A 24,972-nucleotide genomic window follows, 5' to 3' on the forward strand; every position below is an offset into this window, starting at 1 on the left:
CAATCCTTTTATCATTGTTTTATCAGCAAAAAAAGCCGCAACTATCGCGCAGTGTTTTGACAGTTCTATTGACACCCGGCGTCCATGCGTATATATTAGTATCAAGTCTTAGTACTTGGTACTAATAATAAGGAGAGTGATTATTCATGACTTCTTTTCAACCATCCGAAAAACAGGAAATGGCATCCAACAGCACGATAACGGCAATCGGATCCTATGTACCGTCCACTATATTGAGCAATGCACATCTGGAAACTATGGTAGAAACCTCCGATGAATGGATCAGACAACGCACAGGCATCCTGGAACGGCGCATCTCGGGAAGCGATGAAGGCGTTGGCGACCTCATTTTTGGAGCCATTGACGACATGGTCGAACGGTATGGCACAACATTGGAGGACGTGGACTATATTCTGGTCGCAACCTCCACGCCGGAGACGGTTTTCCCCAGCATGGCCGCGAGGGTGCAGAGCCGTTACGGCATCAAGGCATGCGGCTCCGCCGACTTGCAAGCCGCCTGCGCCGGATTTGCGGTTGCGCTGCAGATGGGGAATGGCTTGCTGCTGACGGGGCTGTACCGGAAAGTGCTGATCGTTGGAGCCGATGCTTTATCCAAAATAACGGATTACACCGACCGCACCACCTGCATTTTGTTTGGCGATGGAGCCGGTGCGGTTATGCTGGAGACGTCCGCGGACGGCTTTGGTGAATTACTGGCAGCCCACAGCCACACTGACGGGCAAAACGGCCATCATCTGTATTTAAGCAACCTCTCCTCGACGCTGAATGGACAACCGCTTCAAACCAATGGAAAAATTGTACAAAACGGCCGCGAAGTTTACCGTTGGGCGGTGAGCCAGGTGACTCAGGGCATCGAGACGTTAATGAAAAAAAGCGGACTGACTCCGAACGATATCAACTGGTTTGTGCCTCATAGCGCTAACCAGCGCATTATTGACGCCATGTGTGAAAGAACGGGTTTTACGCAGGAGCAGGTTTTGTCCAGCATTACCTATTATGGCAATACATCAGCGGCTTCGATCCCGCTCGCTCTAAGTGAAGCCGTGCGAAGCGGTACGGTTAACAAGGGCGATCTCCTTCTGCTGTACGGCTTTGGCGGCGGCTTGACGCAAGCCGGCATTGTACTGCGCTGGTCTATATAAAGCTTTCCGTCGTGTCACGGGAAGCAATACCAAATAGTAAAAGGGCTATCCGAAAAGTCAAGTGGAAGTAATAAATATTCAGCAGAGAGGACCGGAAGGACCGGTTTTGCTGAATATTTATTCACCGTATCAGACTTTTCGGACAACCCTTTGTGCATATCTTATATTTTGACAGAGGAAATGATCTGCGAAGCGATGCCAAAATCCATGGCGGCTTTTCCCGTCCTTTTTTTGATTTCGTGGGTCAGCACAACCGCGTTCACTCCACAGGATATAAGCGCTAGATCAAACTCATCCTTCCGCTCTTCCATAATCTTCAGCGTATCGTCCATCATGAGGTACCGCTCAAACGGCAGCGTAAATGCTACTTGCAACTCATACGGCGGCCGAATCAGCCGCTGCTTGGCGGAGCCTGCCCAGCGGGAAATGAGAGCCAGCCGCGTCCCCTGTTCCTTAAGCATTTGCCAAAACGGAGCATGATACAACAGGTCCCTGTTAACAATCGCATTGGCAAGCACAGGGGGCTGAAGCTGAAAATAATCGAAGATGCTATTGGTTAAGTTTCGCTTGTGCGTAGGATGGGCGCGGATGACGCGATCGTCCTTCGCCAGCACGCCAACGATATCCGCCTCACGGATCGCCTCCACCAGCCGGTCGCGCAAAACCAGATCGGGCAGCTTGACGCCTTTTCTGCCTTTGTTCGCTTCCTTGACCCATAGCTGCTCCAGCGTTTTTTCCATGGGATAAACGGAGTCCTGGGATAATACAAAGTTTTCTCCATCGCCAATTCTGACAAAAGAAAACGGCGTTTTCTCCTGCAAAGCGCGCTGCAGGCGCGTTACGATTTCGTCCTTGTCCAACAAGTCGCTATCGGGAATATGAGAAATCATATTTACACCTCCAGAATTTCTGATTCTACACTCACTGGAATAGTATATGACGTTCCCGCTTCCCGGTTTGGACCCTTGCCCTTACTACCCTTTAATGTACACGCCTCTCTGGAGGCATTGCCGTGAAACGATTGGGGCAAAATGGATGGAGAATATCGCCGTTATCCCGCCCCTCCAATTCGTCAACCACCAGCTTTGCCGTTACGGGGCTCAGCAAGATGCCGTTCCGATAATGGCCAGCCGCCATAATTACGCCGCTATTTCCCTTCACTTTGCCCAAAAGAGGATAGCCATCCCTGGTCGCAGGCCGCAAGCCGGCCCAACGCCGCGCCAAGACCCGGTTATTCAAAAAGGGATAAAAGCTGCTCGTTGCGGAGGTCAGGCGGGAAATCCCCTTCTCCGTCACATCGGTCGTAAATCCGCCGACATCCTCCGAGGCTCCGCAGACGATCTCTCCGTTTTGTTTGCCAACCCAATAGGCTTGGCTGGAAAACACCATATGCCGAACCTCCTCCACGCTGCCCCGGAACGAACAAATCTGGCCTCGAATGGGATGGACGGGAATACGAATTCCAAGCCATCGCTCCAGCTCGCCTGTCCATGCTCCGGAGCAGACGAGCAACGATTGACCATGTATGTCTTCATCTAGATTCGCCATTCGGAGAGTAACCCCGCCGCCTTGAAGAAGATCCAGCTTTGCCAGCCCTCCGGCATGTTCGATCAGCTTGTCGCCAAGCTTCCTGCAGGCGGTGATAAGTCCCTCCACAAGCTTTGGCGCATAAACATGACTCTCCGATGGAATATGGATTGCCCCCTGCACATCTCGAGACAAATTCGGCTCCAGATTGCGCAAAGCATTCCCTTGAATCAACTCCGCTCCCGCTCCCCATTTGTTCTGCCAAGCCGCTCGCCCCTGAGCAGGAAGCAAATCCGCCTCATGCTGGATGACCGACAGGCTCCCGGTGTGCATGAGCTCTGCTTTAATGCCGGACACCTCTTCGACAGCCTGAATCCAATCTGGATAACGCCGCAAGCTCTCCAAACTCAGCTGGAAAAACGGGTCGGGCTGTTCCGTATTTTCGGAAAAGGGGGCCAGCATGCCCGCCGCGGCTCCGGATGCCTGACCGCCAAGATTGCCGCTTTCCAGCAGCGTCACCCGACGACCCCGGCGAGCCGCTTCAAAAGCACAGGATAATCCGATGATGCCGCCGCCGAGTACAATTGTGTCACTGGATAGAGCGCTCACTGTCCCGTTCCCTCCGAATTTACCGCTAAGGTATTTATCGTTTGCATGCCTTGCATCTTGACGTTTGGCGCATATATGCTGGGCGAATTTTCACTTGGAGCGATCATCTCCAAGCTGTTTGGCGGGTAGTTTGCATCAAAGAGCAACCCGCTTTCCATGCTGCTTGCTGAAGCATATCTTTTTTTCGGTATCCGTCCCGCCATTCTCGCCAAACGCCCCGCTTCAATCGCAAGGCGGAACGCCTTGGCCATTGTGACGGGATCAGTCGCTTTCGCAACGGGCGTATTCGCCAAAACAGCCGCCGCTCCCAATTCCATCGCCTCTGCCGCATCCCTTGGCGAGCCGATGCCTGCGTCGACAATAACGGGAACGTTGGCTTCTTCCACAATCAGGCCCAGGTTGTAAGGATTGAGCAATCCCAGGCCAGTCCCGATCGGCGAACCGCCGGGCATAACAGCGGCTGCTCCGGCTTCCTCCAGCCGCTTGCATAGAATCGGATCGTCGGAAGTATAACTGAGCACAACAAACCCTTCCTTCGCCAGCAACTCGGTCGCTTTTAGCGTCTCGAAAGGATCTGGCAGAAGCGTCCTTGGATTCCCGCTGATTTCAACCTTGATCCAGTTGCCCAGCCCCGACGCGCGGGCAAGCCTTGCAATACGCACGGCTTCTTCCGCCGTTCTGGACCCGGACGTATTGGGCAAATAGGTTAAGCTGCGCCCCGTTACATGCTGAAGCACGGAATCGTCCTCCACGCTGTCAAGGTTGACCCTTCGAACCGCAAACGTAATAACCTCCGCCCCCGACGCCTTCAGCGCCTCCTGCAGCACCCAGGGACTGGGGAACCGGCCCGTTCCCAGTAAAAAACGTGATTGCAGCTGCTGCCCGCCCAGCAACAAGGAGTCCCGCCATTCCTCGGATGGAGGTTGACTCAACGGATGGGGCAAGCAGCTGCCTGGCTGATCGGGCAGTTGATCCTTAACCGGATTCCTTAACTGGTTTCTTATGTTCTCCGCCATCGTTATCCTCCTCCCACAAAATGAATCAGCTCAAGCTTTGCCCCTTGGATCAAGGTGGTTCTTGCCCATTGATTGCGCGGAACCACAGTTCCGTCCAATTCCGCCACAAGCCTTTTTGCCCCCTGCCCAAGGAAATGGACCAGTTCGTCCAGTCGGGACGCAGACGTGTGATGCTCCATTCCGTTCAGCGTAATGCGGATCTGATTCCACCCTCCGGCCGCAGCGATGGATTTTCTCAATGCCAGGCACACCTCCGCCGGATCTTCGCTGCCGACGATGGCCGAAACCGCGCATAGCCGTTTCGCTCCCGCCGCCAGCACCGCTATGGCATTATCAGGCGTAATGCCCCCGATCGCCACGACCGGAACGGACACCGCTCCGGCAGCCTGCCGGATATATTCCGTCGTAACCGCTTCGCGATCCGGCTTTGTCCGTGTTGGAAATACCGGGCCAGCGCCGATATAATCCGCTCCCGCCGCCTCCGCCGCCAGCGCTTGCTCCACGCAGTGCGTTGAAATGCCAATGATTTTGTCCCGGCCGAGACGCTCCCTTGCTTCCGAGATGGGCATGTCCTCCTGCCCCAGATGAACGCCGTCGGCTTTCGCCTCCAATGCAATATCTGGATGATCGTTCACGATAAATGGAACGCCGTATTTGCTTGTCAGCTCCCGCAGCGCCTTTGCCTGCTCCATTACCTCTCTTTTGGTCCCCGTCTTATTGCGAAGCTGCAGAATATCAGCGCCTCCGATCAGAGTCTGCTCCATCACCTGAATGAGCTCTCTGCCAGGATGACAATCCGCCGCCGTGATGACATATAGGCGGAAATCCCGCCAAATTTCTTTTGCAAACATGACCCGTCCTCCTTTCAGCCCACTACTAACGCAAGATTCTATCGTTCCTATTAGGAACGGATTTATAGGGTACGGAGCTATTGAGCAAAAATCTTTTGAGTTTCTAGTGCTTATGGCTCTTTTGGGCAAGGCTCTCTTGGCTGTACAGCATCTTGCACAGCTCCAGCGCCCGGTCGATATCCGTTGTGCCTTGAACCAAAACCCTGCCATCCGGAAAATAAACCAGGGTTTCGCCATTCCGCCATTCCGCTTTCAGCAAATAGCGGTTGCGAATCAGCTTGCAGCCGCCACCTTCAGCCCTTGAAGTCTGCCCCTGCTCCAAGGGAATGACTGCATCCCCTGCAGTTTGGACATGCTCCATGGAGAGGTTTGCTTCCAGCGCGGCTTCGGCCTGCTCTATGGAGGGAGATGCCCCCAGCGTCACCTGAACCGAATTTCTGCCGCACAACACAACGGGCGGCACATGTCCCGCAACGCGAAAGTCGCTCCGTCCATCCCATCCCTCCGGTTGCTGCCAGGTTCGCCCAGGAGCGCAATGCAGGCATCCCGCCGAAGGACCCGGCAAATCGGCTTCCCTTAGGCGGAAGCTCCACAAATCAGCGGACAGCCAGGTTTTTCTCGCCTGCGACCCATTGCCGGAAAGCCATTTAAGCGCTTCGGCTGCTTGAAGCGAAGCGACAAATTCAACAGCGGGCGACAGCACCCCTGCCGTATCGCAGCTCTCCGTCTCTCCCGCCGCCTCTTCACCGCCAATAAGGCAGCGGAGACAGGCGGTTGTGCCAGGCAGGAGCAGCGCGCTCATCCCCGTAGATCCAACGACTCCGCCGTAAGCAAAAGGAATGCCTGATTGGAAGCATACATCGCTTAGCAACAGCCTTGTTCCTGCGTTATCCGTGCCGTCCAGCACAAGATCGGCGCCTTCCGCCAATGCCCAGACATTATCTATCCCCACATGCGTCACATGGGCCTCGATTTGAATGTCGCTGTTGATCCGCTTTAATTTATCGGCTGCGGCCGCAGCCTTGGGCAAAGCCGCCCGCGCGTCGGATTCGTCAAACAGCACCTGACGCTGCAGATTGCTGGGTTCAATGTAATCGCGGTCCGCAATCACAACCCGCCCGACACCGGCTCGAACCATATGCTGGGCGAGACTTGCGCCTAACGCCCCGCAGCCGACGATCAACACCGTCGAAGATCCCAGCCGGCGCTGTCCCCTTGTCCCGATAGGCGCAAAAGCAACCTGGCGCGAATAGCGATCCGGCCATTCCAATTGGCTTGAGTTTGCTTCACGCACACCGGAGGTTGCGTCACGCATAGATGGAGCTCCCCGCCGCCTTAAAGTCCTCCGCTTTTTGCTTCAAGCCGGATTCGATCGCCTCTTGCGTGTCCAGCCCGTTTTGCGCCGCATAGTCTCGAATGTCCTGCGTTATTCGCATGCTGCAAAACTTGGGGCCGCACATGGAGCAGAAGTGGGCCGACTTTGCCGCTTCCGACGGCAGCGTTTCGTCGTGATAAGCCATCGCCCTCTCCGGGTCCAGCGACAGATGGAACTGATCGCGCCAGCGAAACTCAAACCGGGCTTTGGACAACGCGTCATCGCGGATTTTTGCCCGTGGATGCCCTTTGGCGAGATCCGCCGCATGCGCCGCGATTTTGTACGTAATGACCCCTTCCTTGACATCTTCTTTGTTCGGCAAGCCCAGATGCTCCTTGGGCGTTACGTAACAAAGCATAGCCGTGCCGAACCAGCCGATCATCGCCGCCCCGATAGCGGATGTAATGTGGTCGTAACCCGGCGCAATATCCGTCGTCAGCGGCCCCAATGTGTAAAAAGGCGCTTCGTCGCATACCGCCAGCTGACGGTCCATATTTTCTTTGATGAGATGCATGGGAACGTGTCCGGGACCTTCGATCATCACCTGCACGTCATGATGCCAAGCGATTTTGGTCAACTCGCCCAGCGCATCCAGCTCCGCGAATTGCGCTTCGTCGTTGGCATCGGCGATTGAACCCGGCCTCAGGCCGTCTCCCAGGGAGAAGGTGACATCGTATTGCTTCATGATGAGGCAAATCTCCTCGAAATGCGTGTACAGAAAATTTTCCTTGTGATGGGCAAGGCACCAGGCCGCCATGATGGAGCCGCCTCTCGACACAATGCCCGTTACCCTTTTTGCCGTAAGGGGGATATGCCGAAGCAGCACCCCTGCATGGATCGTAAAATAATCGACGCCTTGCTCCGCCTGCTCGATCAGCGTATCGCGGAAAACGTCCCAGCTCAGATCCTCCGCTTTGCCGTTAACCTTCTCCAGCGCCTGATAAATGGGCACGGTGCCGACCGGAACGGGCGAATTGCGGACAATCCATTCCCGGGTTGTATGGATGTTTTTGCCGGTGGACAAGTCCATAATCGTATCGGCGCCCCAGCGTGTTGCCCAGGTCATTTTTTCAACCTCTTCCTCGATGGAGCTGGCGACGGCGGAATTGCCGATATTGGCATTGATTTTTACATGAAAATTCCGCCCAATGATCATCGGCTCGCATTCCGGATGGTTAATATTGGCCGGAATGACGGCACGTCCCGCAGCAACCTCGGATCGCACATACTCGGGATTCATGCCCTCGCGGATCGCAATATACTCCATCTCGGCCGTGATGATTCCGCGACGAGCGTAATAAAGCTGCGATACATTTCCGCCGCTTAGCGCTTTAAGCGGCTTGCGGCCTTGGGAAGGAAATACCTCAGCCCCTTTTTCCTTGACACGCTCTGGCGATGAAAATCCATTGTCCTCCGGCTTTACCTCCCGTCCTTCGTACGCTTCGGCGTCTCTGCGCTGCGCTATCCAAGGAGTTCTCAGCGGGGGCAATCCCGACCTCACATCCGCGACATAACCGGGGTCGGTATATGGGCCGCTGGAGTCGTAAACGCGCACCGGCTCGTTGGGAATTTCCTCCCCGTTCCGTCCTTGGGTGGCCGTCAGGGCAATTTCCCTCATCGGCACCGATATGCTGGGGTCGGAGCCTTTTACATACACTTTTGTACTGCCTGGCAACGGGTTTGAAAGAATGGACATAACAAAAAACCTCCGCAATGGAATATTGGAATTCCACCTGGAGGTCTATGCAACATATGAGAAAGTAGGGCTGAAAGCAGCTTGGACGCAAAACGGTGCAGCCATGCTTTTGCCGGGATATAGAATCCCCATCCGCAAAAACAAAACAGACCTTCGCCTTAATCGCAACAGCCTTATGGACGAACAACGCCTGCGGCGCGTTCGATTGTCCCACTTTCCTACGCTGGCATGACCCAGATCAGGTTCAAAGGGACCAAAGCAATTCGCTTTATCTCAGCCTTGCGGCGCCCCTAGTGGATTTCCTTGTTAGACTATACCTTCATTTCCAAACTTCTGTCAACCTTTACTAAAGCTTGATTTTGTGCTGGAACAATCCCGCCTGCTTGGCAGCAATGTAAATAATGACGACGACCGGGCCAATAAACACCCCGATAACGCCAACCAGCTTGAAGCCGACGTATAGGCTGATTAATGCCGGCAAAGCGCCAATTCCGATGGAATCGCCCAATACCTTTGGCTCGACAATTCGTCTGAACACCGTGATGACAAGGAACAGCACAATCAAGCCTATTCCCGTAAACGTATCCCCGGTAAGCAACAAATAAGATGCCCAAGGCACCAGCACGGAGCCGGTTCCCAGTATAGGCAAAATATCCACGATGATAATCAACAATGCGATCGCCATCGGGAATTTGATATCCAGAATAAGCAGGCCAACAAGCGACAGAACGTAAGTCAATCCGCTCAAAATGATCTGGGAGCGCAGAAAGCCGAATATCGATTTGCGCAAATTGCCCAATACCTGATCCACCTGGGAGCGGGAGGACTCATCGAACAACGATAAAACGGAGTTTTTCATTGTGTTTAAGCTGAAGCTGAACATATACACGGCAACCAGGAAAACGATAAAAAAGATAAACATCCCCGGAAGCGTAGATGCAAAACCAACCAGCGTTGAGGAAAGCTTGCCAACCATGGAGGTAATATTTTTGGTCAGATCCAGCAGGTAGCCTTCCAGCGTTTCCACGGCGTCAGGCGGCAAGGTTTGATACAAACCCCGGGCATCGATCAGCAGCTGATTCACGAAGTTGTTGGCATCGCCAAAGTAGTTGGGCACCCTCTCCAGAAACGCGATCAGCTCGGCAATGATTTTGATGCCAAGCAGCACAATCATTCCAAGCAGCGCCACGGTAAACAAGGTGCTGGACAACGTTGCGGCCATCAAGCGGTTTAACCGGAAGCGGCGCATAAAAAAGCCGTTTAGCGGCTCCAGAAAAATGGCCACAATCAGCGCAAGCAAAAAAGGAGCGCCGACCGTAAACATCAAATAAATCAGCAAAAGCCCAACTGCGGTCAGCACAATTGCCCGTACCGACATCCATCCCGCCTCCTATTAAAGGTTTTTCAAATTCAGCCGAAATAAGCGCACGCTTACGAAGGATGTTTCCTCTGGAAACATTGGAGTTGCTCACATAGCTTACACTAAGCTCCGCTACTCACTTTCTGGCTTCATCCCATCCTCTCGGTACTGAAAAGCGCTCTTTTTGAACACGCACGACATTCAAATTTTTGCGCTGCGCTTGTGAAAGTCCACATCGCTATAATACATTTCCTTGACGAGCAGGTTTGGTCCGCAGCAGGAAGCGGCGGGGCAATGACAGTTGACGCCTTGCGCCAACGGGTGACGGAGCCAGCGGGCGAACAATTCATCCAGATCGGAGTCGTTTATATTGCCAAAGGACGGCACATCCGCAAAATCGGTAACAAACACATCGCCCGTAAATAAATTGACATTTAACCGATTGCGCCCGTCAGGATCATTCCGTACCGACACTTTAGGTTCGGCAGCCAGCCGCTTCAGCAGATCTCGCTCCTCCTTGCTGTCGCTGCAATGATAAAAAGGAAGCGTGCCAAACAGCATCCACACCGACTGGTCGCGCACATTCAGCAGCTTTTCAATAGCCGCGCGCATCTGCTCCTTGGTAATCATGGGCAAATCTCGGGCAAACGAGCTTGGATACATGGGATGGACCTCGTGGCGCTGACAGCCCATCTCGACGATCAAGCGATGAATTTCATCTATTTGCTCATGGGTACGGTAATTGATCATCGACTCTGCGGAGACCAAAACGCCTTCCCCAACAAGCCTTCTTGCGTTGTCGATCATTCTTTCGTACATCCGCGCAGCCGTATCCCGGGAAACGGCATGTCCCGCTTTGGCAAAACCGATGCTGTGAAAATCGTCCGCATTTCTGTAATTGAAGGAAATATGCATAACGTCCAGGTAAGGAGCAAGCTTCTCGTAGCGGTTGTAGGGAAGCGTTACGTTGGAATTGATCTGCGAGCGAATTCCTCTCTTTCGAGCCCACTTCAGAAGGGGAACCATATATTCATCGACGGTTCGATCCGAAAAAGTAGGTTCTCCTCCCGTAATGCTGATGGTCTCCAAATGCTCGACCTCTTCCAGCCGGGACAACATCAGGTCAAGCGGCAGCTTGGACGGCTCCAGCATAACCAGCGTATCGCCAACCGCGCAATGCTCGCAACGCATATTGCACAAGTTGGATACCGTCATTTCAACGCTTGTTAAGCGGTGCTCGCCGTATTTGACAAGGGAACCAATGGGGTCCCAAGGGTCGTTGATGGGGGAAAGCTCCCGGTATGCCCGGTTCGGGGACAAGGTTTCGGGTTGTACTTCTATTCTGTTCAGCACCTGTCTTAATCATCCTATCTTTTAGAGGTTCATGTTATTATTACTATTCTTTGTTTCTTCATTGTAATCCTCGATACTGGAGTAAGCAAATGATAATGTTGAAATAGAAGCTGCCTGCCATGCCTTTTTGACAGCAAAAAGAGGCCTTTCGGCCCCGTTCAGATGCTCCTCGTCATATTCCGGAAACAAGCTGGGTGTCGGTCACGTCGTCATTAACGCCAACGATCATAACAGTCAACTGCTTCGATAGATCGATTTCGTAAGGCACGGCCAGTTCCTCGCCAGCTTCGTTATACAAGACACGCACAATGGGACGATGCGGATAACTATTGTTGTAGTCCACAACAACCCCGCGTTCGCATGTATGCAGCGTTACCGAAATGCCGATGGGATAAATCGCGACTTTATCCCTGAATTGCTGAAGCATATGCTGCTCGTACAAGGTGCCCGATCCAGCGTAAAGCCTCTCCATCGCCTGATGCGGCAGCATCGGCGCGCGGTAAACGCGATTGGTCGTCATAGCGTCATACGAGTCTACAAGACCAATCCATTTAGCGTAATCATGAATTTCTTTGCCGGCAATGCCGCGGGGATAACCGCTGCCGTCAAGCCGCTCATGATGCTGGAAAGCACAATGGGCCACAAGCAGCGGCATATTGGGCTCATCCTTGAGCAGTTCAAATCCCAATTGGGCATGACGTTTCATCAGCTCGAATTCGTCAACGGAAAGCGAACCCGGCTTTTTCAAAACGTTGGTCGATATTTGAGTTTTGCCGATATCATGCAGCAGCGCGCCCATGCCAAGCGTCACGACTTCATCGCGGGTATATCCGTTTGACATGCCCAGCAATGTCGTATAGACACAAACGTTTAGCGAGTGCTGGAATAAATAATGATCCACTGTGCCCATATTCATCAGCATGATCATGGCATCCTGGTGATTGGACAAATCATCGATAATATGGTTCATCATTTGTTTGAACGGAGCCGCGATATAGGGATACGAAACGCCTTTTTTCGCTTTGGGGCGCTCCATTAAATTACGGAAATTAGTGCGAATCTCCTTAATCGCCATACGGAAGGTTTCCTCCGTAATGAGGGTAGGAGGATTTATATCGTCAGTCCTGGAATCTTCAATATAAACATATTGGACGCCGCATTGCTCCAGCCTTGTAATCAGACGGGTAGACAGCTCCATATGCTCAGCAAGAAGAACGATGCCTTCTTCGGAAAATATTTTTTTGGCCAGCCTCATGCCTGGTTTGCATTGCGAAACAGGTAGCAATCGCATTTTTTCGGTCCTCTCCGTCTGTGGCCTTGTATATAAAAGTATCGGAAAAAGCCGCTCATAATGTTAATTTACGTCAAAATGCGTCATTTCGCAACCATTTTCATGCTTTTATTCGACATAATACGTCATTCCGACCTATTTACACCCCATTATTATCATCGGAAAGATGTCGTTTGGAGCAGCAGGCTACATCCGGTTCCAACGTTTCTTTTTGCACAACTGCAACGCGGATTTATCGCATAGCTCCCGTTCCAGCACGTCCCGAATAAATTCAGGAAGGAAAAATTGATAGTCCTCTCCCTCAGCTAAACTTTCGTACCCTATCCGAAAGCTGAACATGTCGAGGCTTCCCACCGTGTATTGCCTGCTATCTTCCATTGGCTGGCCGCCAATCAGAACCTTTGTCAGCTTTTCCATCGGCGGTTTCGCGGGGTCATAATCAATTTCCATGCCGTCAACGGCAAGCATGCCCAACACCTTCCCACGAAAACCGTAACCCTTCAGCGGCATATCGTAAAATTCCGGAAGCAGACTCTGCTCCAGAGCGGTCCGGATATGACTGCCGTACAGCTTCATGACGCAGGGATTGATCGGCGAAGGGCATAAGGCATGCAAATCGCCTGCCGTTGCATCGCCAATAGCCAAGCCGCCAAGCAGCTGGCCGTTATTGACCAGGCTAACCTCCGCGTTAGTCCAGCGCCGGATTCCCGCCGCAAGCAGGTTGGGCAGCGGCGTTTCGCGGTCCGCACTGGCGGGCAAAGCCTCTTCCAAAGTAGCAATAATACGGCTTAATTGCTTGCCTGCGCTTATGCGGTAACGGGAGATGATGGATGACGCTTCCGGATTTTCTGCATATGCAGCTGTCGGGATGACAGAGCATGAGTAAACAAGGCTGCCGTCCTCCGTCCTACGTCCGATTTCAATTCGTCCAACATGCTCTCCGAATTTTCCGGCGGCGCATACTGCCGTACCGTTAATCATTTCCGGCTCTTGAAGAAGATGATGCGTATGTCCACCCAGAATCAGATCGATTCCGTCGATTTCCTCCGCCATTTTGCGGTCGTTCAGCAGACCCAGATGGGATAATACAACGATCGTATCGCATTTGCTTCGGAGCTTTTGGACTTCCGCCGCGATCGCTTCCAGAGGATCGGACGATTGCCAGCCCAGCAGCTTGTAGAACGGTCTATAATCCGCCGTTGCCGCAATAACGCCAAACCGCAGGCCATTTTTGACAATGACTGTGCTTGGTTTAAGCCAGCTTGGACTATCGCCATCAGGCTCCAGCTTCATATTTGCGCAAATAACGGCAAAGCCGGCGCTGTCCGCAAAACGTTGCTCCAGTTCATGGATCGAATAAGTCAACCCTTCGTTATTGCCCAGCGTCACAGCTTCATACCCGGCTTCCTCCAGAAGCCTGATATTCACCTCTCCGCCGCTTCCTTCCGTCTCCAGCCTCATCCTGTCCATATGGTCGCCGCAATCCACCGCAAGCACTCTGTCCGCGCCCCACAGCCCTTTTTCTTCCTCTATAATGGAGGCTATGCGGGCGGCGTTTTCCAGCCGGCTGTGAATGTCATTGCTGTGAAGCAGCACAACAGCCGTCTCTATTTCCTTTGCCAACTTGATCCCAGCCTCTCCGTCTTTGTAACATCTATGCACTGTCAGCCGCCTATCTGCGACATCCGCCGTTCCGTCGGCGTGTGGGACAATGCCTCCTCCGCCAGCTTGGCGGCCATTTCATGATTTTCCGGTTTTATATCCATGGCACGGTAATAAAGCTCTCTCAATCCTCCGGGCTTATTCATGGCTTCCTTTACGTTCAGCTCATCCACCCAATAGAGACAAGGCTTTATCATGCCGTCGGCAGTCAGCCGCAGCCGATTGCAATTTTTGCAGAAATGATCGCTGATGGGGTGTATCAGGCCAAAAGACCCCGTTCCCCCTTCAAGCTCCCAATCGTCCGAAGGGCCATTCCCGGTTACTTTTTCCTTGCGGGCAATGACATATCCTTCCCGTTCCGCTATCTCCAGTACGGTGGACAGGGGCAGATAGTGATTACGCCAGTTTTCGTCGGCATGGCCAATCGGCATATATTCGATAAAACGCACATGTAATGGTTTTTCATGCGCAAGCTTCAAAAATTTCGGAATTTCGTCTTCGTTAACGCCCTTCAGCAACACACAATTTAATTTAATGGGCGAAAAGCCGGCTGCTGCTGCGGCTTCAATACCCTCCATCACTTTTGCCAAATCACCGCGCCACGCAATAAAACGGAATCTGGCAGGGTCAAGCGTATCCAGACTGATATTAACCCGTTTGAGACCGGCAATACGCAGCGCTTCCGCATATTTGGCGAGAAAGATGCCATTGGTCGTTAATGCAATATCCTGAATGCCCGGAATACGGGACAATCGGGCGATCAGTTGCGGCAAATCGGGACGCACCAAAGGTTCCCCTCCGGTGATTCTCAGCTTGGAAATGCCAAGTCTCGCGCCTTCTTCTACAACCTTCACAATATCGTCATAGCTTAAAAGGGTATCGGAATCCGCAAATTGCACGCCCTCCTCAGGCATGCAGTAGAGGCACCGCAAGTTGCACCGGTCTGTTACCGATATCCGCAAATAGTCATGCCGCCGTCCAAACCGGTCGATTAACGAGTTCATGCCGCGCCTCCATTTCGTCAAATTCAGTTCCCTACAGCATAACATTATTTTAAGTTTTATGGTATTCTATATCCATCCCAAATCACCATCCCGAAAGGTAAAAACATAATGATTAACACTTGGAAAATAAAGCTCTTTGCCGGACTTCCAGAACGTTTCGGCGCATCTGAAATCACTATCGAAAACGAAGCTCCGACCATGACTGCCGGCGAGTTAAAAAAAGCAATCGCCGAGACATGGCCCCAGCATCTGGCGGTACTTGAATCCGCTTTTGTAGCGCGAAATCATGCTTATGCGAATGACGGGGAAACCTTGTCAGCTAATGACGAGTTGGCGCTCCTGCCGCCGGTATCCGGCGGACAACCTTCGCCCGGCGATCACCTTGAGGAAACCGTCAATAGCTACGAAAAAGCGGAGCTTTTTATTATTACGTCGGACCCTATCGGCTCCGACGAGGTGCTTGAAAAGGTGATTGTTGCAGAGCATGGTGCCGCGATCGCGTTTGTGGGCACGACCCGGGAATGGACGCATGGTCAACGGACGGTTCATCTGGAATATGAAGCCTACGCGCCAATGGCCATTGTTACGATGAAGCAAATCGGCGACGAAATTGCCGAACGGTGGCCCGGGGCAAAATGCGCAATTAGCCATCGGATCGGAAAAGTTGAACTGACGGAAACCAGCGTCGTTATTGCAGTTTCGGCTCCGCACCGGGAAGCATGTTACGATGCCAGCCGGTATGCGATAGAACGCTTGAAGCAAATCGTACCCATTTGGAAAAAAGAAATTTGGGAGGACGGCTCGGAATGGAAGGGACATCAGCAAGGTCCCTGGAATCCGGTCGCTCCGCCCCAGCAAGCATAAAGGGAGGACCCTATCACATGGAACAATCCCGTTATGCCCGGCAAATCCGTTTTGGAGCAATTGGCAATTCCGGCCAAAGCAAGCTGGGGGCTTCAAAAGTCGCCATCGTCGGCCTTGGCGCCCTTGGTTCGGTCATCGCGCAACATATTGTCCGATCCGGCGTGGGCTATGTGCGCGTCATCGACAGAGATTACGTAGACTGGACCAATTTGCAGCGCCAGATGCTTTATACCGAAAAAGACGCAACTGACATGATGCCCAAAGCCGAAGCCGCTGCCGAGCGTTTGCGAAGTATCAACAGCACCATCCAGTTGGAAGCTCATGTATCCGACGTAACGGCATCCAATGTAGAGGAATTGCTGGGCGGCGTTGATCTCGTCGTGGACGGCAGCGATAATTTTGCCATCCGTTATTTGATCAATGATTTCTGCGTAAAACATAATATCCCGTGGATTTATGGAGGAGCTACAGGCTCCAACGGCATGACGATGACCGTCCTGCCCGGCAAAACGCCGTGTTATGTTTGTCTGTTTCCATCGGCGCCAGCTCCTGGCACGGCAGATACCTGTGAAACGGCAGGTATTCTCTCTCCCGTTGTGGACATGATCGGCTCCCTTCAGTCCATGGAGGCGATCAAGCTGCTCACCGGCAATACGGACGCCTTGCATGGCGGGCTGCTTCAGATCGACATGTGGCGGAACGGCTGGATGCCGATGGCGATTGCCAAGGCTCGCAGGGAGGATTGTCCTTGCTGCGGCAAACGGAAGTTTCCCTATCTGGACAACAACGATGCCGCTCCCGCCGCTGCAGCGCTTTGCGGACGCCAATCCGTACACCTGACTCCGGCAAGTCCAATGGAGTTAGACTTGGGAGCAATGGCAGATCGCCTATCCTCCAGTGGCGCGGTTACGTTAAATCGTTTCCTGCTCAAGGTAGAGCTGCCAGGAAATTTGTCCTTTGTTTTATTCCGGGATGGCCGGGCTATTATTCAAGGAATTGAAGATTTAGCAAGAGCAAGATATATTTATGCTGAATGTCTGGGTATTTAGTATCATTTGTGTCCTTCTCATATTGTCATTTGGCAATTAGATTGCTACTATATAATGGTAAATGCTAATATACACGCCTATTCCTGCTACTTGAGGAGCATACTAAGGGATTTTGAGGTGTCTCTATGAGGATTCATGTATCGGATTTATTGGACGGAGACCGGTTAAGCAATGATGTTTTTAACCATTATGGGCTGCATGTGCTCTCCAAGGGAACCCTAATTACCAAAACCGAAATCTCGCGATTGATTCAGCATCAGATTGATTTTATTGATATAGAAGAACGAATTTCGATAAGCCCGGAGCCATTACAACGGACGTTGGAATCAACGGTAAATCCAAAATGGCTTCCTACCGTTCAGCCTATATATGAAAACGCAGTCAAAACAATCCAGCAACTTTTTTCTAGCGCGCTTGATCAGGGAACTGTCGACGCCGCTGCTGTAGACGCTGTTCTTCATCCACTGCTTAACAATTTGCAGCTGGAACGGGATGTCGTGTCGATGCTGCTGCTGTTGAATACGCAAGATGAATATACATACCAACATTCCGTACAGGTCGGCATGTTATCTTACTATCTGGCAACTTGGCTGGATTATTCGCCGGAAGAGTCCACCAAGATCGGACGAGCCGGGTTTCTCCATGATATTGGCAAATCCAAAATCAAAGACGTTATACTAAACAAGCCTGACAAGCTGTCTACCGATGAATTCGACGAAGTTAAACGCCATACGATATATGGTCATGATATCATTATGGAATCGTATCAGGATGAGGATTTGGCTCTGACCGCGCTGCAGCACCATGAGCGTATGGATGGCAGCGGGTATCCCCATGCCTTGCAGGGTGACGAGATTCATCCCTATGCCAGAATCGTGGCTGTTGTGGATATCTACAGCGCCATGATATCCGCGCGCGTCTATCAAAAAGAGCGCGACCTTCTGTACGTGCTCCGCGAATTGTACAGGCTCAGCTTTACCGAGCTTGATCCGGTGACGACCCATGCATTTATCCGTCACATGATTCCCAATTTTATCGGTAAAAATGTGTTGCTTAACAATGAAGAGATGGGCATCATTATTATGACCCATCCAACCGAATTTTTCCGCCCGCTAGTTCAAATCGGCGAACACTTCATCGATATGAGCATCGAGCGCGAATACGAGATCAAGCAGGTGTTTTTGTAGAGTTTCGTTCATCCGTGTTTTATTTAGAATAAATGCTAGAAACCCGTCAGGCACAGGCCGGACGGGTTATTTGTTATAAAAATTTATTCTTCATTTGCGTTTACGTACTCATCTACGCTGAAGCTTAGTATTTTATCGAAAACAACGAACTCTGTTCGTTTAATAAAGTGCCCTTTATTCCAGCAGCATAAGTATTCGTTTGTACAGAAAAAAATAATTGGTACGCGGCGTCTTTGTGAAGTGTCAGAGCCGGAAGCTAGCTGCATGCTATGGACATCCATGACCGTTAGAGCCCTGTTTTGATGCAATGTCCATTTTTAAAGGTCATCCATGACCGTTAAAGCTAACATTCATCCCCGAAACGCGGCTTTTGTGACTCTAAAGGACACGGATGACCGTTAGCTGAAGCAAATGCCTCCATTTGGGGCTCTAACGGCCATCGGTGACCGCTAGGCGGGCAAAAGTAGCCGTAGGCGACCGCTAGGCGGGCAAAAGGCAGTCGTAGGCGACCGCTAGGCGGGCAAAAGGCAGCCATCAATGTCCATTTTTTAAAAAAGGTCACCTTTTTCAGTGTTTAACACTCATGCTTAGTGAAATCAAACGCTGATGATAAGGTTGCGCCGTAAATGATTATGCTAGTTTATTTTGATAAGGCATTCTGCGTATGTAAAACGCCAAATTCTGCAAATACAAAAAAAAGTAGAGAACGATGCACTCGTCCTCTACAAAAATACGTAATTTGTTGAAAGGTGGCAAATATGGCCGCAAGGTTAGCCGATACTGCCTTCCATTTCGAATTTGATCAATCTGTTCATTTCGACCGCATATTCCATCGGCAGTTCTTTGGTGAACGGCTCGATAAAGCCCATAACGATCATTTGCGTAGCATCGTCTTCACTCAAACCACGGCTCATCAGGTAGAAGAGCTGGTCTTCGGACACCTTGGAAACCGTAGCTTCATGCTCCAGCGTAATGTTGTCGTTAAGGATTTCGTTATACGGAATCGTATCCGACGTGGACTGGTTATCCAGAATCAACGTATCGCATTTGATGTTGGCTTTAGCGCCGTCGGAGTTGCGTCCGAAGGATGCCAGACCGCGGTACGTTACTTTGCCGCCGTGTTTGCTGATCGACTTGGACACGATTGTGGAGCTTGTGTCCGGAGCCAGGTGCGTCATTTTTGCGCCGGCGTCTTGATGTTGACCTTTGCCTGCAACAGCAATGGACAATACCATGCCTTTAGCGCCGCGGCCGCGCAATACAACCGCCGGGTATTTCATGGTCAGCTTGGAGCCGATATTGCCGTCGATCCATTCCATGGTCGCATTTTCGTCTGCAACGGCACGTTTGGTAACGAGGTTGTAGATGTTTGGCGCCCAGTTTTGAATCGTAGTATAACGAACGCGGGAATCCTTTTTACACAGGATTTCAACTACCGCGCTATGCAGCGAGTTTGTGCTGTAGATTGGAGCGGTACAGCCTTCAACGTAGTGAACCGAGCTGCCTTCGTCCGCAATGATAAGCGTACGCTCGAATTGTCCCATATTTTCGGAGTTGATCCGGAAATACGCTTGCAGAGGAATTTCGCATTGCACGCCTTTTGGTACATAAATAAAGGATCCACCGGACCAAACTGCACTGTTCAGAGCTGCAAACTTGTTGTCCGTAGGAGGAATAATTGTGCCGAAGTATTCTTTCATCAGCTCAGGGTATTCGCGGAGAGCGGTGTCGGTATCCGTAAAGATAACCCCTTGTTTCTCCAGGTCCTCCTGCATGCTATGGTAAACAACCTCGGATTCATATTGAGCGGATACGCCAGCAAGGAACTTTTGCTCCGCTTCCGGAATGCCCAGCTTGTCGAAGGTTTCCTTGATTTCTTGAGGAACCTCTTCCCACGTTTTGCCTTGCTTCTCGGAAGGCTTGACGTAATACTGGATGTCGTTGAAGTCCAGATCATTCAGGTCGCCGCCCCAATTCGGATTCGGCATTTTGTTGAATTGCTCCAGCGATTTGAGACGGAATTCAAGCATCCACTCCGGCTCGTTTTTCATTTCGGAAATTGTGCGAACAATTTCAGGTGTCAAACCTTTACCCGATTGAAAAATCGCTTTATGCTCGTCGCGAAAACCGTATTTATATTCTTCCATTTCCGGCATCGATTTTGCCATGGTGTTCACGCTCCTTTAACTTTTAAGAGGTTGTTGAACTCGCTCTTTAGTTCTTAGCTTCGTTCTCGATGCCCTTGCGCAAGGCGTTCCAGGCAAGCGTGGCGCATTTGATTCTCGCCGGGAACTTGTTGACGCCGGACAATGCCTCGATATCTTCGTTCTCTTGAAACTCCACGTCTACGCCTTTCATCAGGGAAGAGAAACGTTCCGCCATTTCCAAAGCTTCCTGAAAGCTTCTTCCTTTGACAGCCTCCGTCATCATAGATGCGGAGCTCATGCTGATGGAACAGCCTTCGCCCGTATATTTGGCATCTGTCACTACATCGTTTTCCACCTGAAGCTGCAGCGAAATGCGATCGCCGCAAGTGGGATTATTGAGATTGATCGTAACCGCTCCCTCATCCATCGTGCCCCGGTTTCGCGGATTTTTGTAGTGATCCATAATGACTCTGCGATACAAATCATCCAATTGCATGACCGAAGAACTCCTTTGTTTGGATTAGCGCATCGGTTAAGTGATCAACGTCACTTTCGGTATTGTATAAATAAAAGCTTGCGCGTGCCGTAGCGGAAACATTCAGCCAACGCATCAGCGGCTGGCAGCAATGATGCCCCGCCCGGATGGCAATGCCCTTGGAATCCAGCACGGTTGCCACATCATGAGGATGAACGTCGCCCAAATTAAAGGTGACCAATCCAACCCTGTTTTCTTTAGGGCCGTAGATTTCGAGCCCGTCGATTGTGGACAAACGCTCATAAGCGTATGCAGCCAGATGTCTTTCGTGGCGTTCGATTTCATCCAATCCAACGCTCTCCAGAAAATCGATTGCGGCAGCAAGACCAACGGCGCCAGCAATGACCGGAGTCCCTCCCTCAAAACGATAAGGGATATCCTTCCAGGTAGAGTCGTACAACTCGACAAAATCGATCATTTCGCCGCCAAATTCGATCGGCTCCATATTCTCCAGCAGCGAACGTTTTCCGTACAGGGCGCCTATGCCCGTCGGACCGCACATTTTGTGGCCGGAGAATGCGTAAAAGTCAGCTCCCAGGTCCTGTACGTCAACCCGTTTATGCGGCGTGCTTTGCGCGCCGTCAACCACCATAACGGCTCCTGCGCGATGCGCGATTTCAGCAATGGCTTTAATAGGGTTGACCACGCCAAGCACATTGGAAACATAAGTTACCGAAACAACCTTGGTGCGAGGAGTGATGGTTTTTTCCACGTCCTCCAACGACAACGTTCCGTCCTGCTGCAGCGGAATATATTTCAGCGTAGCGCCAGTCGCTTTTGCGGCTTGCTGCCAAGGAATCAGATTGCTGTGATGCTCCATCGGCGTAATGACGATTTCGTCGCCTTCGCCGCAAACGGTGCGTGCATAGCCGCTAGCGACCAAATTAAGGGCGGTTGTTGTTCCCCGGGTAAAAATAATTTGCTCCGGCGATTCCGCATTTAGAAATGCAGCTACCTTTTCGCGGGCCCCCTCATACGCGTCCGTCGCGCGGGAACCAAGCGTATGCACGCCACGGTGAACATTGGCATTGTCCAACTCGTAATAACGTCTTACCGCATCAATGACGGAACGCGGCTTCTGGGAAGACGCCGCGCTATCCAGGTAAACGAGCGGATGCCCGTTTACCTCTTGATGCAGTATCGGGAATTGTTCCCTTACTGCATGTATATTCATCCCTCAAGCTTCCTTTCCAGCAACTGCTGAAGCTGGGTCCGGACCGCCTCGACCGAAATTTCCGATACAACAGGGGCCAGGAATCCGTAGATGATCAATCGTTCAGCATCCTGCTTGCTTATTCCGCGAGAGCGAAGATAATAGACCTGTTCAGGGTTAACTTGGCCAACGCTTGCCGCGTGTCCCGCTGTTACATCGTCTTCGTCGATCAACAGAATAGGATTGGCGTCGCCGCGCGCTTTCGGGCTCAGCATCAGAACTTTTTCAGTCTGAACGCCGTTGGCTTTAGTTGCGCCATGTTCAATTTTGGTAATGCCGTTGATGATCGCCGAAGCGGAATCCTTCATCACCGCGCGTGTAATCATGTTGCTGTCCGAGCTTTTGCCAAAATGGACCGCTTGCGTAGTCAAGCTCATCTGCTGCGCGTTATTGCCTACGCTGATAACCTTGACATCGGAAGTCGAGCCTTGGCCCTTCATAATGGATTTGGTGTCCGACAACGTATTGCCGTCATTCAAATCGCCGATGATCCATTCCACGCGTCCGTCATTTTCTACAACCGCACGGCGGAATGTCATGTCGACGCCGGCCGAGCCAAGAGAATGAATGGAGCCGAAGCGTACAAGCGCGCCGGATTTCGCAAACACTTCAACGACGGATGGATGCACAAACGGAGACGAAACCGCTGCTTTATCCGTTACGACGCAATCAACATAGGTGACGCGGCTGTTGCTTTCGGCAACAATCACAATATGCGGGGCAAACGTCGCTGCTTCATTATCATTGTAAAGAATCGCTTGAAGCGGCACTTCCACTTCCACGTTTTTAGGCACGTACAGGAATACGCCGCCATTCCAGATTGCCGCATTTAATGCGGTCAGCTTGTCCTCGTCCTTCTTCACGGCTTGGAACAAATATTGCTGAACCAGATCTCCATGTTCCTTGCAAGCTGTTTCCAGATCCGTGAAAATAACGCCTTTGGCCGACAGCTCCTGAGAAAGGCCGCGCCATATAGCGCCGGAGTTACGCTGAATAACCAGATTTTCCGTTCCTTCCGCTACCAACGAGCCGATAGCCTCCGGCAGTTCCGCCAGGGATGCCGCAGGAGCGGACTCAGCGTAGCTGCCAACCGCCGTTAAATTCCAGCGTTCGATCCGAACCTTCTCCGGCTTTGGCCATGCCAGTTCGCCGGCTAGTTCCGCGGCTTCGCCGCGAAGCTTGACGAGCCATTCCGGCTCCCCTTTGCTCCGCGCCAGCGCCTCTGCGGAGCTGCGGTCGGTTGGAGTCGTCAATTGTGTACTCATGTTATCTGCCTCCTCCCGTATTAAGACTGGCCGACGGTTTCGTCAACGATGCCCAGTTCTTCCTTCACCCAGTCATAACCTTCGTTCTCAAGGCGTTGCGCAAGCTCCGGTCCGCCGGATTTAACGATGCGGCCTTGCATCATGACATGGACAAAATCAGGAGTGATATAGTTCAACAAACGCTGATAGTGTGTAATGATCAGGAACCCACGGTCCTCGGAACGCATAGCGTTAACGCCGTTTGCAACAATGCGCAATGCATCGATGTCAAGACCGGAATCGATTTCGTCAAGCACGACGATTTTTGGATCCAGCAGCATCATTTGCAGGATTTCGTTACGTTTTTTCTCGCCGCCGGAGAAACCTTCGTTCAGGTAACGGTGCGCGAACTCCGGATTCATCTCCAGTTCCTTCATCTTGCCTTCCATTTGGCGGATGAAGCGGATAAGGGAAATTTCGCTGCCTTCTTCACGACGAGCGTTAATTGCGCTCCGCAGGAAGTCGGAGTTTGTTACGCCTGGAATTTCGCTTGGATATTGCATCGCCAGGAACAGGCCGGCGCGCGCTCTTTCGTCCACTTCCATCTCCAGCAGGTCTTCGCCGTCCAGCGTAGCCGCTCCTTCGGTCACTTCATATTTAGGATGTCCCATCAATGCGGATGCCAGCGTACTTTTGCCTGTACCGTTAGGACCCATGATCGCATGGATTTCCCCGCCCTTGATTTCCAGGTTAATGCCCTTCAAAATTTCTTTTCCTTCGATTTCTGCTTTCAGACCATCGATGACAAAATGCGTTGCCATAATATGCATATCCCTCCACGGTTGTTTTTCATTTTACAATTTCTGATTCTCAATGATTCTCAATAATCATTTTAATATAGTTTTTGTTATAAATCAATGCAAGCCCTTCTGATTCTGTCTCTTTCCTCCACAAATTTCGACTCCGGCACCACCTGAGTCAGCTCTCTGCGGGATACCTCATCCTCCAGCCTTACCCAAGATTTGCATCCCGTATACGCCGGTTTCATAGGAATTGTAAGGGGTTGATCAAGGGCATACACTTTCAGAATGAGCAAATGAAGGGGATTTTTGCGCTTCCACTTTAACCGCTCCTCGGCGAACGTATCGTTCCAAATATGAAATTCCCTCAGTCGGTCCAGCGTCTCCTGATCCCTAATTTCGATATCGTCGCTGACTTCGGCATAAGCCGACAACGTCATGGTGTCCATCTCCGGCGACCAATCCCTTAACGTCTCATCCATGTCGTCGCGATATGGCGGCTTCAGCAGATCCTTCCGTTGATGCTCATACGCCGGCATGAGATAAAAACTGTGGCTAAGCAGGCGAAAGTCACGCGTTTCTTCAATTATTCCGCCTTTACGCATTACAATGATTTGTTTGCCTTCCTGCAAAGCCTTAACCGATACAGCCCATTCCTTCAATGCGACAGGCTGCCCATTGTCCTCTACGCTCATCACCTTGTCCCCCATTGGTTTCGTTTCTTCTATTTTGGAAAAAACCCAACCAGAAGTCAACTGAAAGTGTCGGTACGATACATTACGTTTTGGGACTTTTTGAACAACCTTTCAGGGGTATTCCATCACTTATTAATATCCATTATACTAGGGGGTGTCTTCAATCTCTCTTAAGGGCATCTTTCACCGCCTTTCCGCCCCCTGCTGCGTTACTTTTCCTTGACTTACCCCGGTAAGTCTGAGAAAAAGCGCCTTGCATGAAACGAAAATTCGGAATAATCTGCTCCCTTCGGAGTTTAAAGACACCCCTATTGGGAATGATTTTGCATTT

At 51.5% G+C, this 24,972-nt stretch carries 20 protein-coding genes, 1 pseudogene and 1 riboswitch; of the genes and pseudogenes, 4 read left to right on the forward strand and 17 right to left on the reverse strand.

The features are described from left to right. Positions 1 to 146 precede the first annotated feature (146 nt). Positions 147 to 1,163, forward strand: coding sequence for a beta-ketoacyl-ACP synthase 3 (locus ACX93W_RS10570; protein WP_459392324.1), 1,017 nt, complete (start codon positions 147 to 149; stop codon positions 1,161 to 1,163). Positions 1,164 to 1,324: 161 nt separating this feature from the next. Here ACX93W_RS10570 and ACX93W_RS10575 read toward each other — a convergent pair whose 3' ends face one another. From ACX93W_RS10575 to moaA, 11 genes and pseudogenes are all read right to left on the reverse strand, one after another. Continuing rightward, positions 1,325 to 2,053: a GT-D fold domain-containing glycosyltransferase gene (locus ACX93W_RS10575; protein WP_459392325.1), complete on the reverse strand. Its 729-nt coding sequence runs from the start codon at positions 2,051 to 2,053 to the stop codon at positions 1,325 to 1,327. 91 nt (positions 2,054 to 2,144) lie between these two features. After that, a complete protein-coding gene (thiO, locus tag ACX93W_RS10580; protein WP_459392326.1) occupies positions 2,145 to 3,299 on the reverse strand; it encodes a glycine oxidase ThiO in 1,155 nt (384 codons plus the stop codon). 158 nt (positions 3,300 to 3,457) lie between these two features. Next, a pseudogene (locus ACX93W_RS10585) lies at positions 3,458 to 4,231 on the reverse strand (thiazole synthase); the annotation flags it as partial. Positions 4,232 to 4,317: 86 nt separating this feature from the next. After that, complete coding sequence (thiE, locus tag ACX93W_RS10590; RefSeq protein ID WP_459392327.1) at positions 4,318 to 5,166, reverse strand: thiamine phosphate synthase; 849 nt, start codon at positions 5,164 to 5,166, stop codon at positions 4,318 to 4,320. Positions 5,167 to 5,269: 103 nt separating this feature from the next. Further along, positions 5,270 to 6,481, reverse strand: coding sequence for a ThiF family adenylyltransferase (locus tag ACX93W_RS10595; protein WP_459392328.1), 1,212 nt, complete (start codon positions 6,479 to 6,481; stop codon positions 5,270 to 5,272). After that, positions 6,474 to 8,237 (reverse strand): phosphomethylpyrimidine synthase ThiC, encoded by a 1,764-nt coding sequence (gene thiC / locus ACX93W_RS10600; RefSeq protein ID WP_459392329.1) that lies wholly within the window; start codon positions 8,235 to 8,237, stop codon positions 6,474 to 6,476. Before thiC ends, ACX93W_RS10595 begins: the two co-directional genes overlap by 8 nt. 198 nt (positions 8,238 to 8,435) lie before the next feature. Further along, a riboswitch (TPP riboswitch) is annotated at positions 8,436 to 8,539 on the reverse strand. A 44-nt stretch (positions 8,540 to 8,583) separates the two neighbouring features. After that, a complete protein-coding gene (gene ytvI, locus ACX93W_RS10605; RefSeq protein WP_459392330.1) occupies positions 8,584 to 9,615 on the reverse strand; it encodes a sporulation integral membrane protein YtvI in 1,032 nt (343 codons plus the stop codon). Between the two features lie 183 nt (positions 9,616 to 9,798). Then, on the reverse strand, positions 9,799 to 10,947 hold the full coding sequence (yfkAB, locus tag ACX93W_RS10610) for a radical SAM/CxCxxxxC motif protein YfkAB (protein ID WP_459392379.1): 1,149 nt from the start codon (positions 10,945 to 10,947) through the stop codon (positions 9,799 to 9,801). A 175-nt stretch (positions 10,948 to 11,122) separates the two neighbouring features. Continuing rightward, positions 11,123 to 12,241 (reverse strand): HD-GYP domain-containing protein, encoded by a 1,119-nt coding sequence (locus ACX93W_RS10615; protein WP_459392331.1) that lies wholly within the window; start codon positions 12,239 to 12,241, stop codon positions 11,123 to 11,125. 186 nt (positions 12,242 to 12,427) lie between these two features. Further along, positions 12,428 to 13,864 (reverse strand): bifunctional metallophosphatase/5'-nucleotidase, encoded by a 1,437-nt coding sequence (locus ACX93W_RS10620; protein ID WP_459392332.1) that lies wholly within the window; start codon positions 13,862 to 13,864, stop codon positions 12,428 to 12,430. A gap of 41 nt (positions 13,865 to 13,905) precedes the next feature. Continuing rightward, a complete protein-coding gene (gene moaA / locus ACX93W_RS10625; RefSeq protein WP_459392333.1) occupies positions 13,906 to 14,907 on the reverse strand; it encodes a GTP 3',8-cyclase MoaA in 1,002 nt (333 codons plus the stop codon). Positions 14,908 to 15,015: 108 nt separating this feature from the next. Here moaA and ACX93W_RS10630 point away from each other — a divergent pair, with 108 nt between their 5' ends. From ACX93W_RS10630 to ACX93W_RS10640, 3 genes are all read left to right on the forward strand, one after another. Then, entirely contained in the window at positions 15,016 to 15,771 is a 756-nt protein-coding gene (locus tag ACX93W_RS10630; protein WP_459392334.1) for a molybdenum cofactor biosynthesis protein, read from the forward strand. A gap of 17 nt (positions 15,772 to 15,788) precedes the next feature. Further along, on the forward strand, positions 15,789 to 16,820 hold the full coding sequence (locus ACX93W_RS10635) for a ThiF family adenylyltransferase (protein WP_459392335.1): 1,032 nt from the start codon (positions 15,789 to 15,791) through the stop codon (positions 16,818 to 16,820). 125 nt (positions 16,821 to 16,945) lie between these two features. Further along, positions 16,946 to 18,007: an HD-GYP domain-containing protein gene (locus tag ACX93W_RS10640; RefSeq protein ID WP_459392336.1), complete on the forward strand. Its 1,062-nt coding sequence runs from the start codon at positions 16,946 to 16,948 to the stop codon at positions 18,005 to 18,007. Between the two features lie 770 nt (positions 18,008 to 18,777). On the opposite strand, the gene sufB is transcribed toward ACX93W_RS10640, so the two are convergent. The 6 genes from sufB to ACX93W_RS10670 all read right to left on the reverse strand — a co-directional run bounded on the left by sufB (position 18,778) and on the right by ACX93W_RS10670 (position 24,641). Further along, positions 18,778 to 20,175, reverse strand: coding sequence for a Fe-S cluster assembly protein SufB (gene sufB, locus ACX93W_RS10645; protein WP_459392337.1), 1,398 nt, complete (start codon positions 20,173 to 20,175; stop codon positions 18,778 to 18,780). Positions 20,176 to 20,221: 46 nt separating this feature from the next. Then, the gene (gene sufU / locus ACX93W_RS10650) at positions 20,222 to 20,650 is read right to left on the reverse strand and encodes a Fe-S cluster assembly sulfur transfer protein SufU (RefSeq protein WP_459392338.1); all 429 of its coding nucleotides are present in this window, start codon (positions 20,648 to 20,650) and stop codon (positions 20,222 to 20,224) included. Next, the gene (locus tag ACX93W_RS10655) at positions 20,637 to 21,863 is read right to left on the reverse strand and encodes a cysteine desulfurase (RefSeq protein WP_459392339.1); all 1,227 of its coding nucleotides are present in this window, start codon (positions 21,861 to 21,863) and stop codon (positions 20,637 to 20,639) included. Before ACX93W_RS10655 ends, sufU begins: the two co-directional genes overlap by 14 nt. After that, complete coding sequence (sufD, locus tag ACX93W_RS10660; RefSeq protein WP_459392340.1) at positions 21,860 to 23,167, reverse strand: Fe-S cluster assembly protein SufD; 1,308 nt, start codon at positions 23,165 to 23,167, stop codon at positions 21,860 to 21,862. The genes ACX93W_RS10655 and sufD overlap by 4 nt, the downstream gene beginning before the upstream one ends. A gap of 20 nt (positions 23,168 to 23,187) precedes the next feature. Further along, entirely contained in the window at positions 23,188 to 23,967 is a 780-nt protein-coding gene (sufC, locus tag ACX93W_RS10665; protein ID WP_459392341.1) for a Fe-S cluster assembly ATPase SufC, read from the reverse strand. A gap of 86 nt (positions 23,968 to 24,053) precedes the next feature. Beyond that, entirely contained in the window at positions 24,054 to 24,641 is a 588-nt protein-coding gene (locus tag ACX93W_RS10670) for a DUF1802 family protein (RefSeq protein WP_459392342.1), read from the reverse strand. Positions 24,642 to 24,972: the final 331 nt, after the last annotated feature.

This window comes from Paenibacillus sp. CAU 1782 (genome assembly GCF_054551715.1).

Bases quoted from the DNA above. Each gene is read 5' to 3' on its own strand.
- ytvI (WP_459392330.1), bottom strand. From the start codon at position 9,615: ATGTCGGTACGGGCAATTGTGCTGACCGCAGTTGGGCTTTTGCTGATT.
- moaA (WP_459392333.1), bottom strand. From the start codon at position 14,907: ATGAACTCGTTAATCGACCGGTTTGGACGGCGGCATGACTATTTGCGG.
- ACX93W_RS10570 (WP_459392324.1), top strand. From the start codon at position 147: ATGACTTCTTTTCAACCATCCGAAAAACAGGAAATGGCATCCAACAGC.
- ACX93W_RS10575 (WP_459392325.1), bottom strand. From the start codon at position 2,053: ATGATTTCTCATATTCCCGATAGCGACTTGTTGGACAAGGACGAAATC.
- sufD (WP_459392340.1), bottom strand. From the start codon at position 23,167: ATGAGTACACAATTGACGACTCCAACCGACCGCAGCTCCGCAGAGGCG.
- thiE (WP_459392327.1), bottom strand. From the start codon at position 5,166: ATGTTTGCAAAAGAAATTTGGCGGGATTTCCGCCTATATGTCATCACG.
- ACX93W_RS10635 (WP_459392335.1), top strand. From the start codon at position 15,789: ATGGAACAATCCCGTTATGCCCGGCAAATCCGTTTTGGAGCAATTGGC.
- ACX93W_RS10595 (WP_459392328.1), bottom strand. From the start codon at position 6,481: ATGCGTGACGCAACCTCCGGTGTGCGTGAAGCAAACTCAAGCCAATTG.
- ACX93W_RS10640 (WP_459392336.1), top strand. From the start codon at position 16,946: ATGAGGATTCATGTATCGGATTTATTGGACGGAGACCGGTTAAGCAAT.
- ACX93W_RS10630 (WP_459392334.1), top strand. From the start codon at position 15,016: ATGATTAACACTTGGAAAATAAAGCTCTTTGCCGGACTTCCAGAACGT.
- ACX93W_RS10670 (WP_459392342.1), bottom strand. From the start codon at position 24,641: ATGAGCGTAGAGGACAATGGGCAGCCTGTCGCATTGAAGGAATGGGCT.
- thiC (WP_459392329.1), bottom strand. From the start codon at position 8,237: ATGTCCATTCTTTCAAACCCGTTGCCAGGCAGTACAAAAGTGTATGTA.
- ACX93W_RS10655 (WP_459392339.1), bottom strand. From the start codon at position 21,863: ATGAATATACATGCAGTAAGGGAACAATTCCCGATACTGCATCAAGAG.
- sufB (WP_459392337.1), bottom strand. From the start codon at position 20,175: ATGGCAAAATCGATGCCGGAAATGGAAGAATATAAATACGGTTTTCGC.
- sufU (WP_459392338.1), bottom strand. From the start codon at position 20,650: ATGCAATTGGATGATTTGTATCGCAGAGTCATTATGGATCACTACAAA.
- sufC (WP_459392341.1), bottom strand. From the start codon at position 23,967: ATGGCAACGCATTTTGTCATCGATGGTCTGAAAGCAGAAATCGAAGGA.
- ACX93W_RS10615 (WP_459392331.1), bottom strand. From the start codon at position 12,241: ATGCGATTGCTACCTGTTTCGCAATGCAAACCAGGCATGAGGCTGGCC.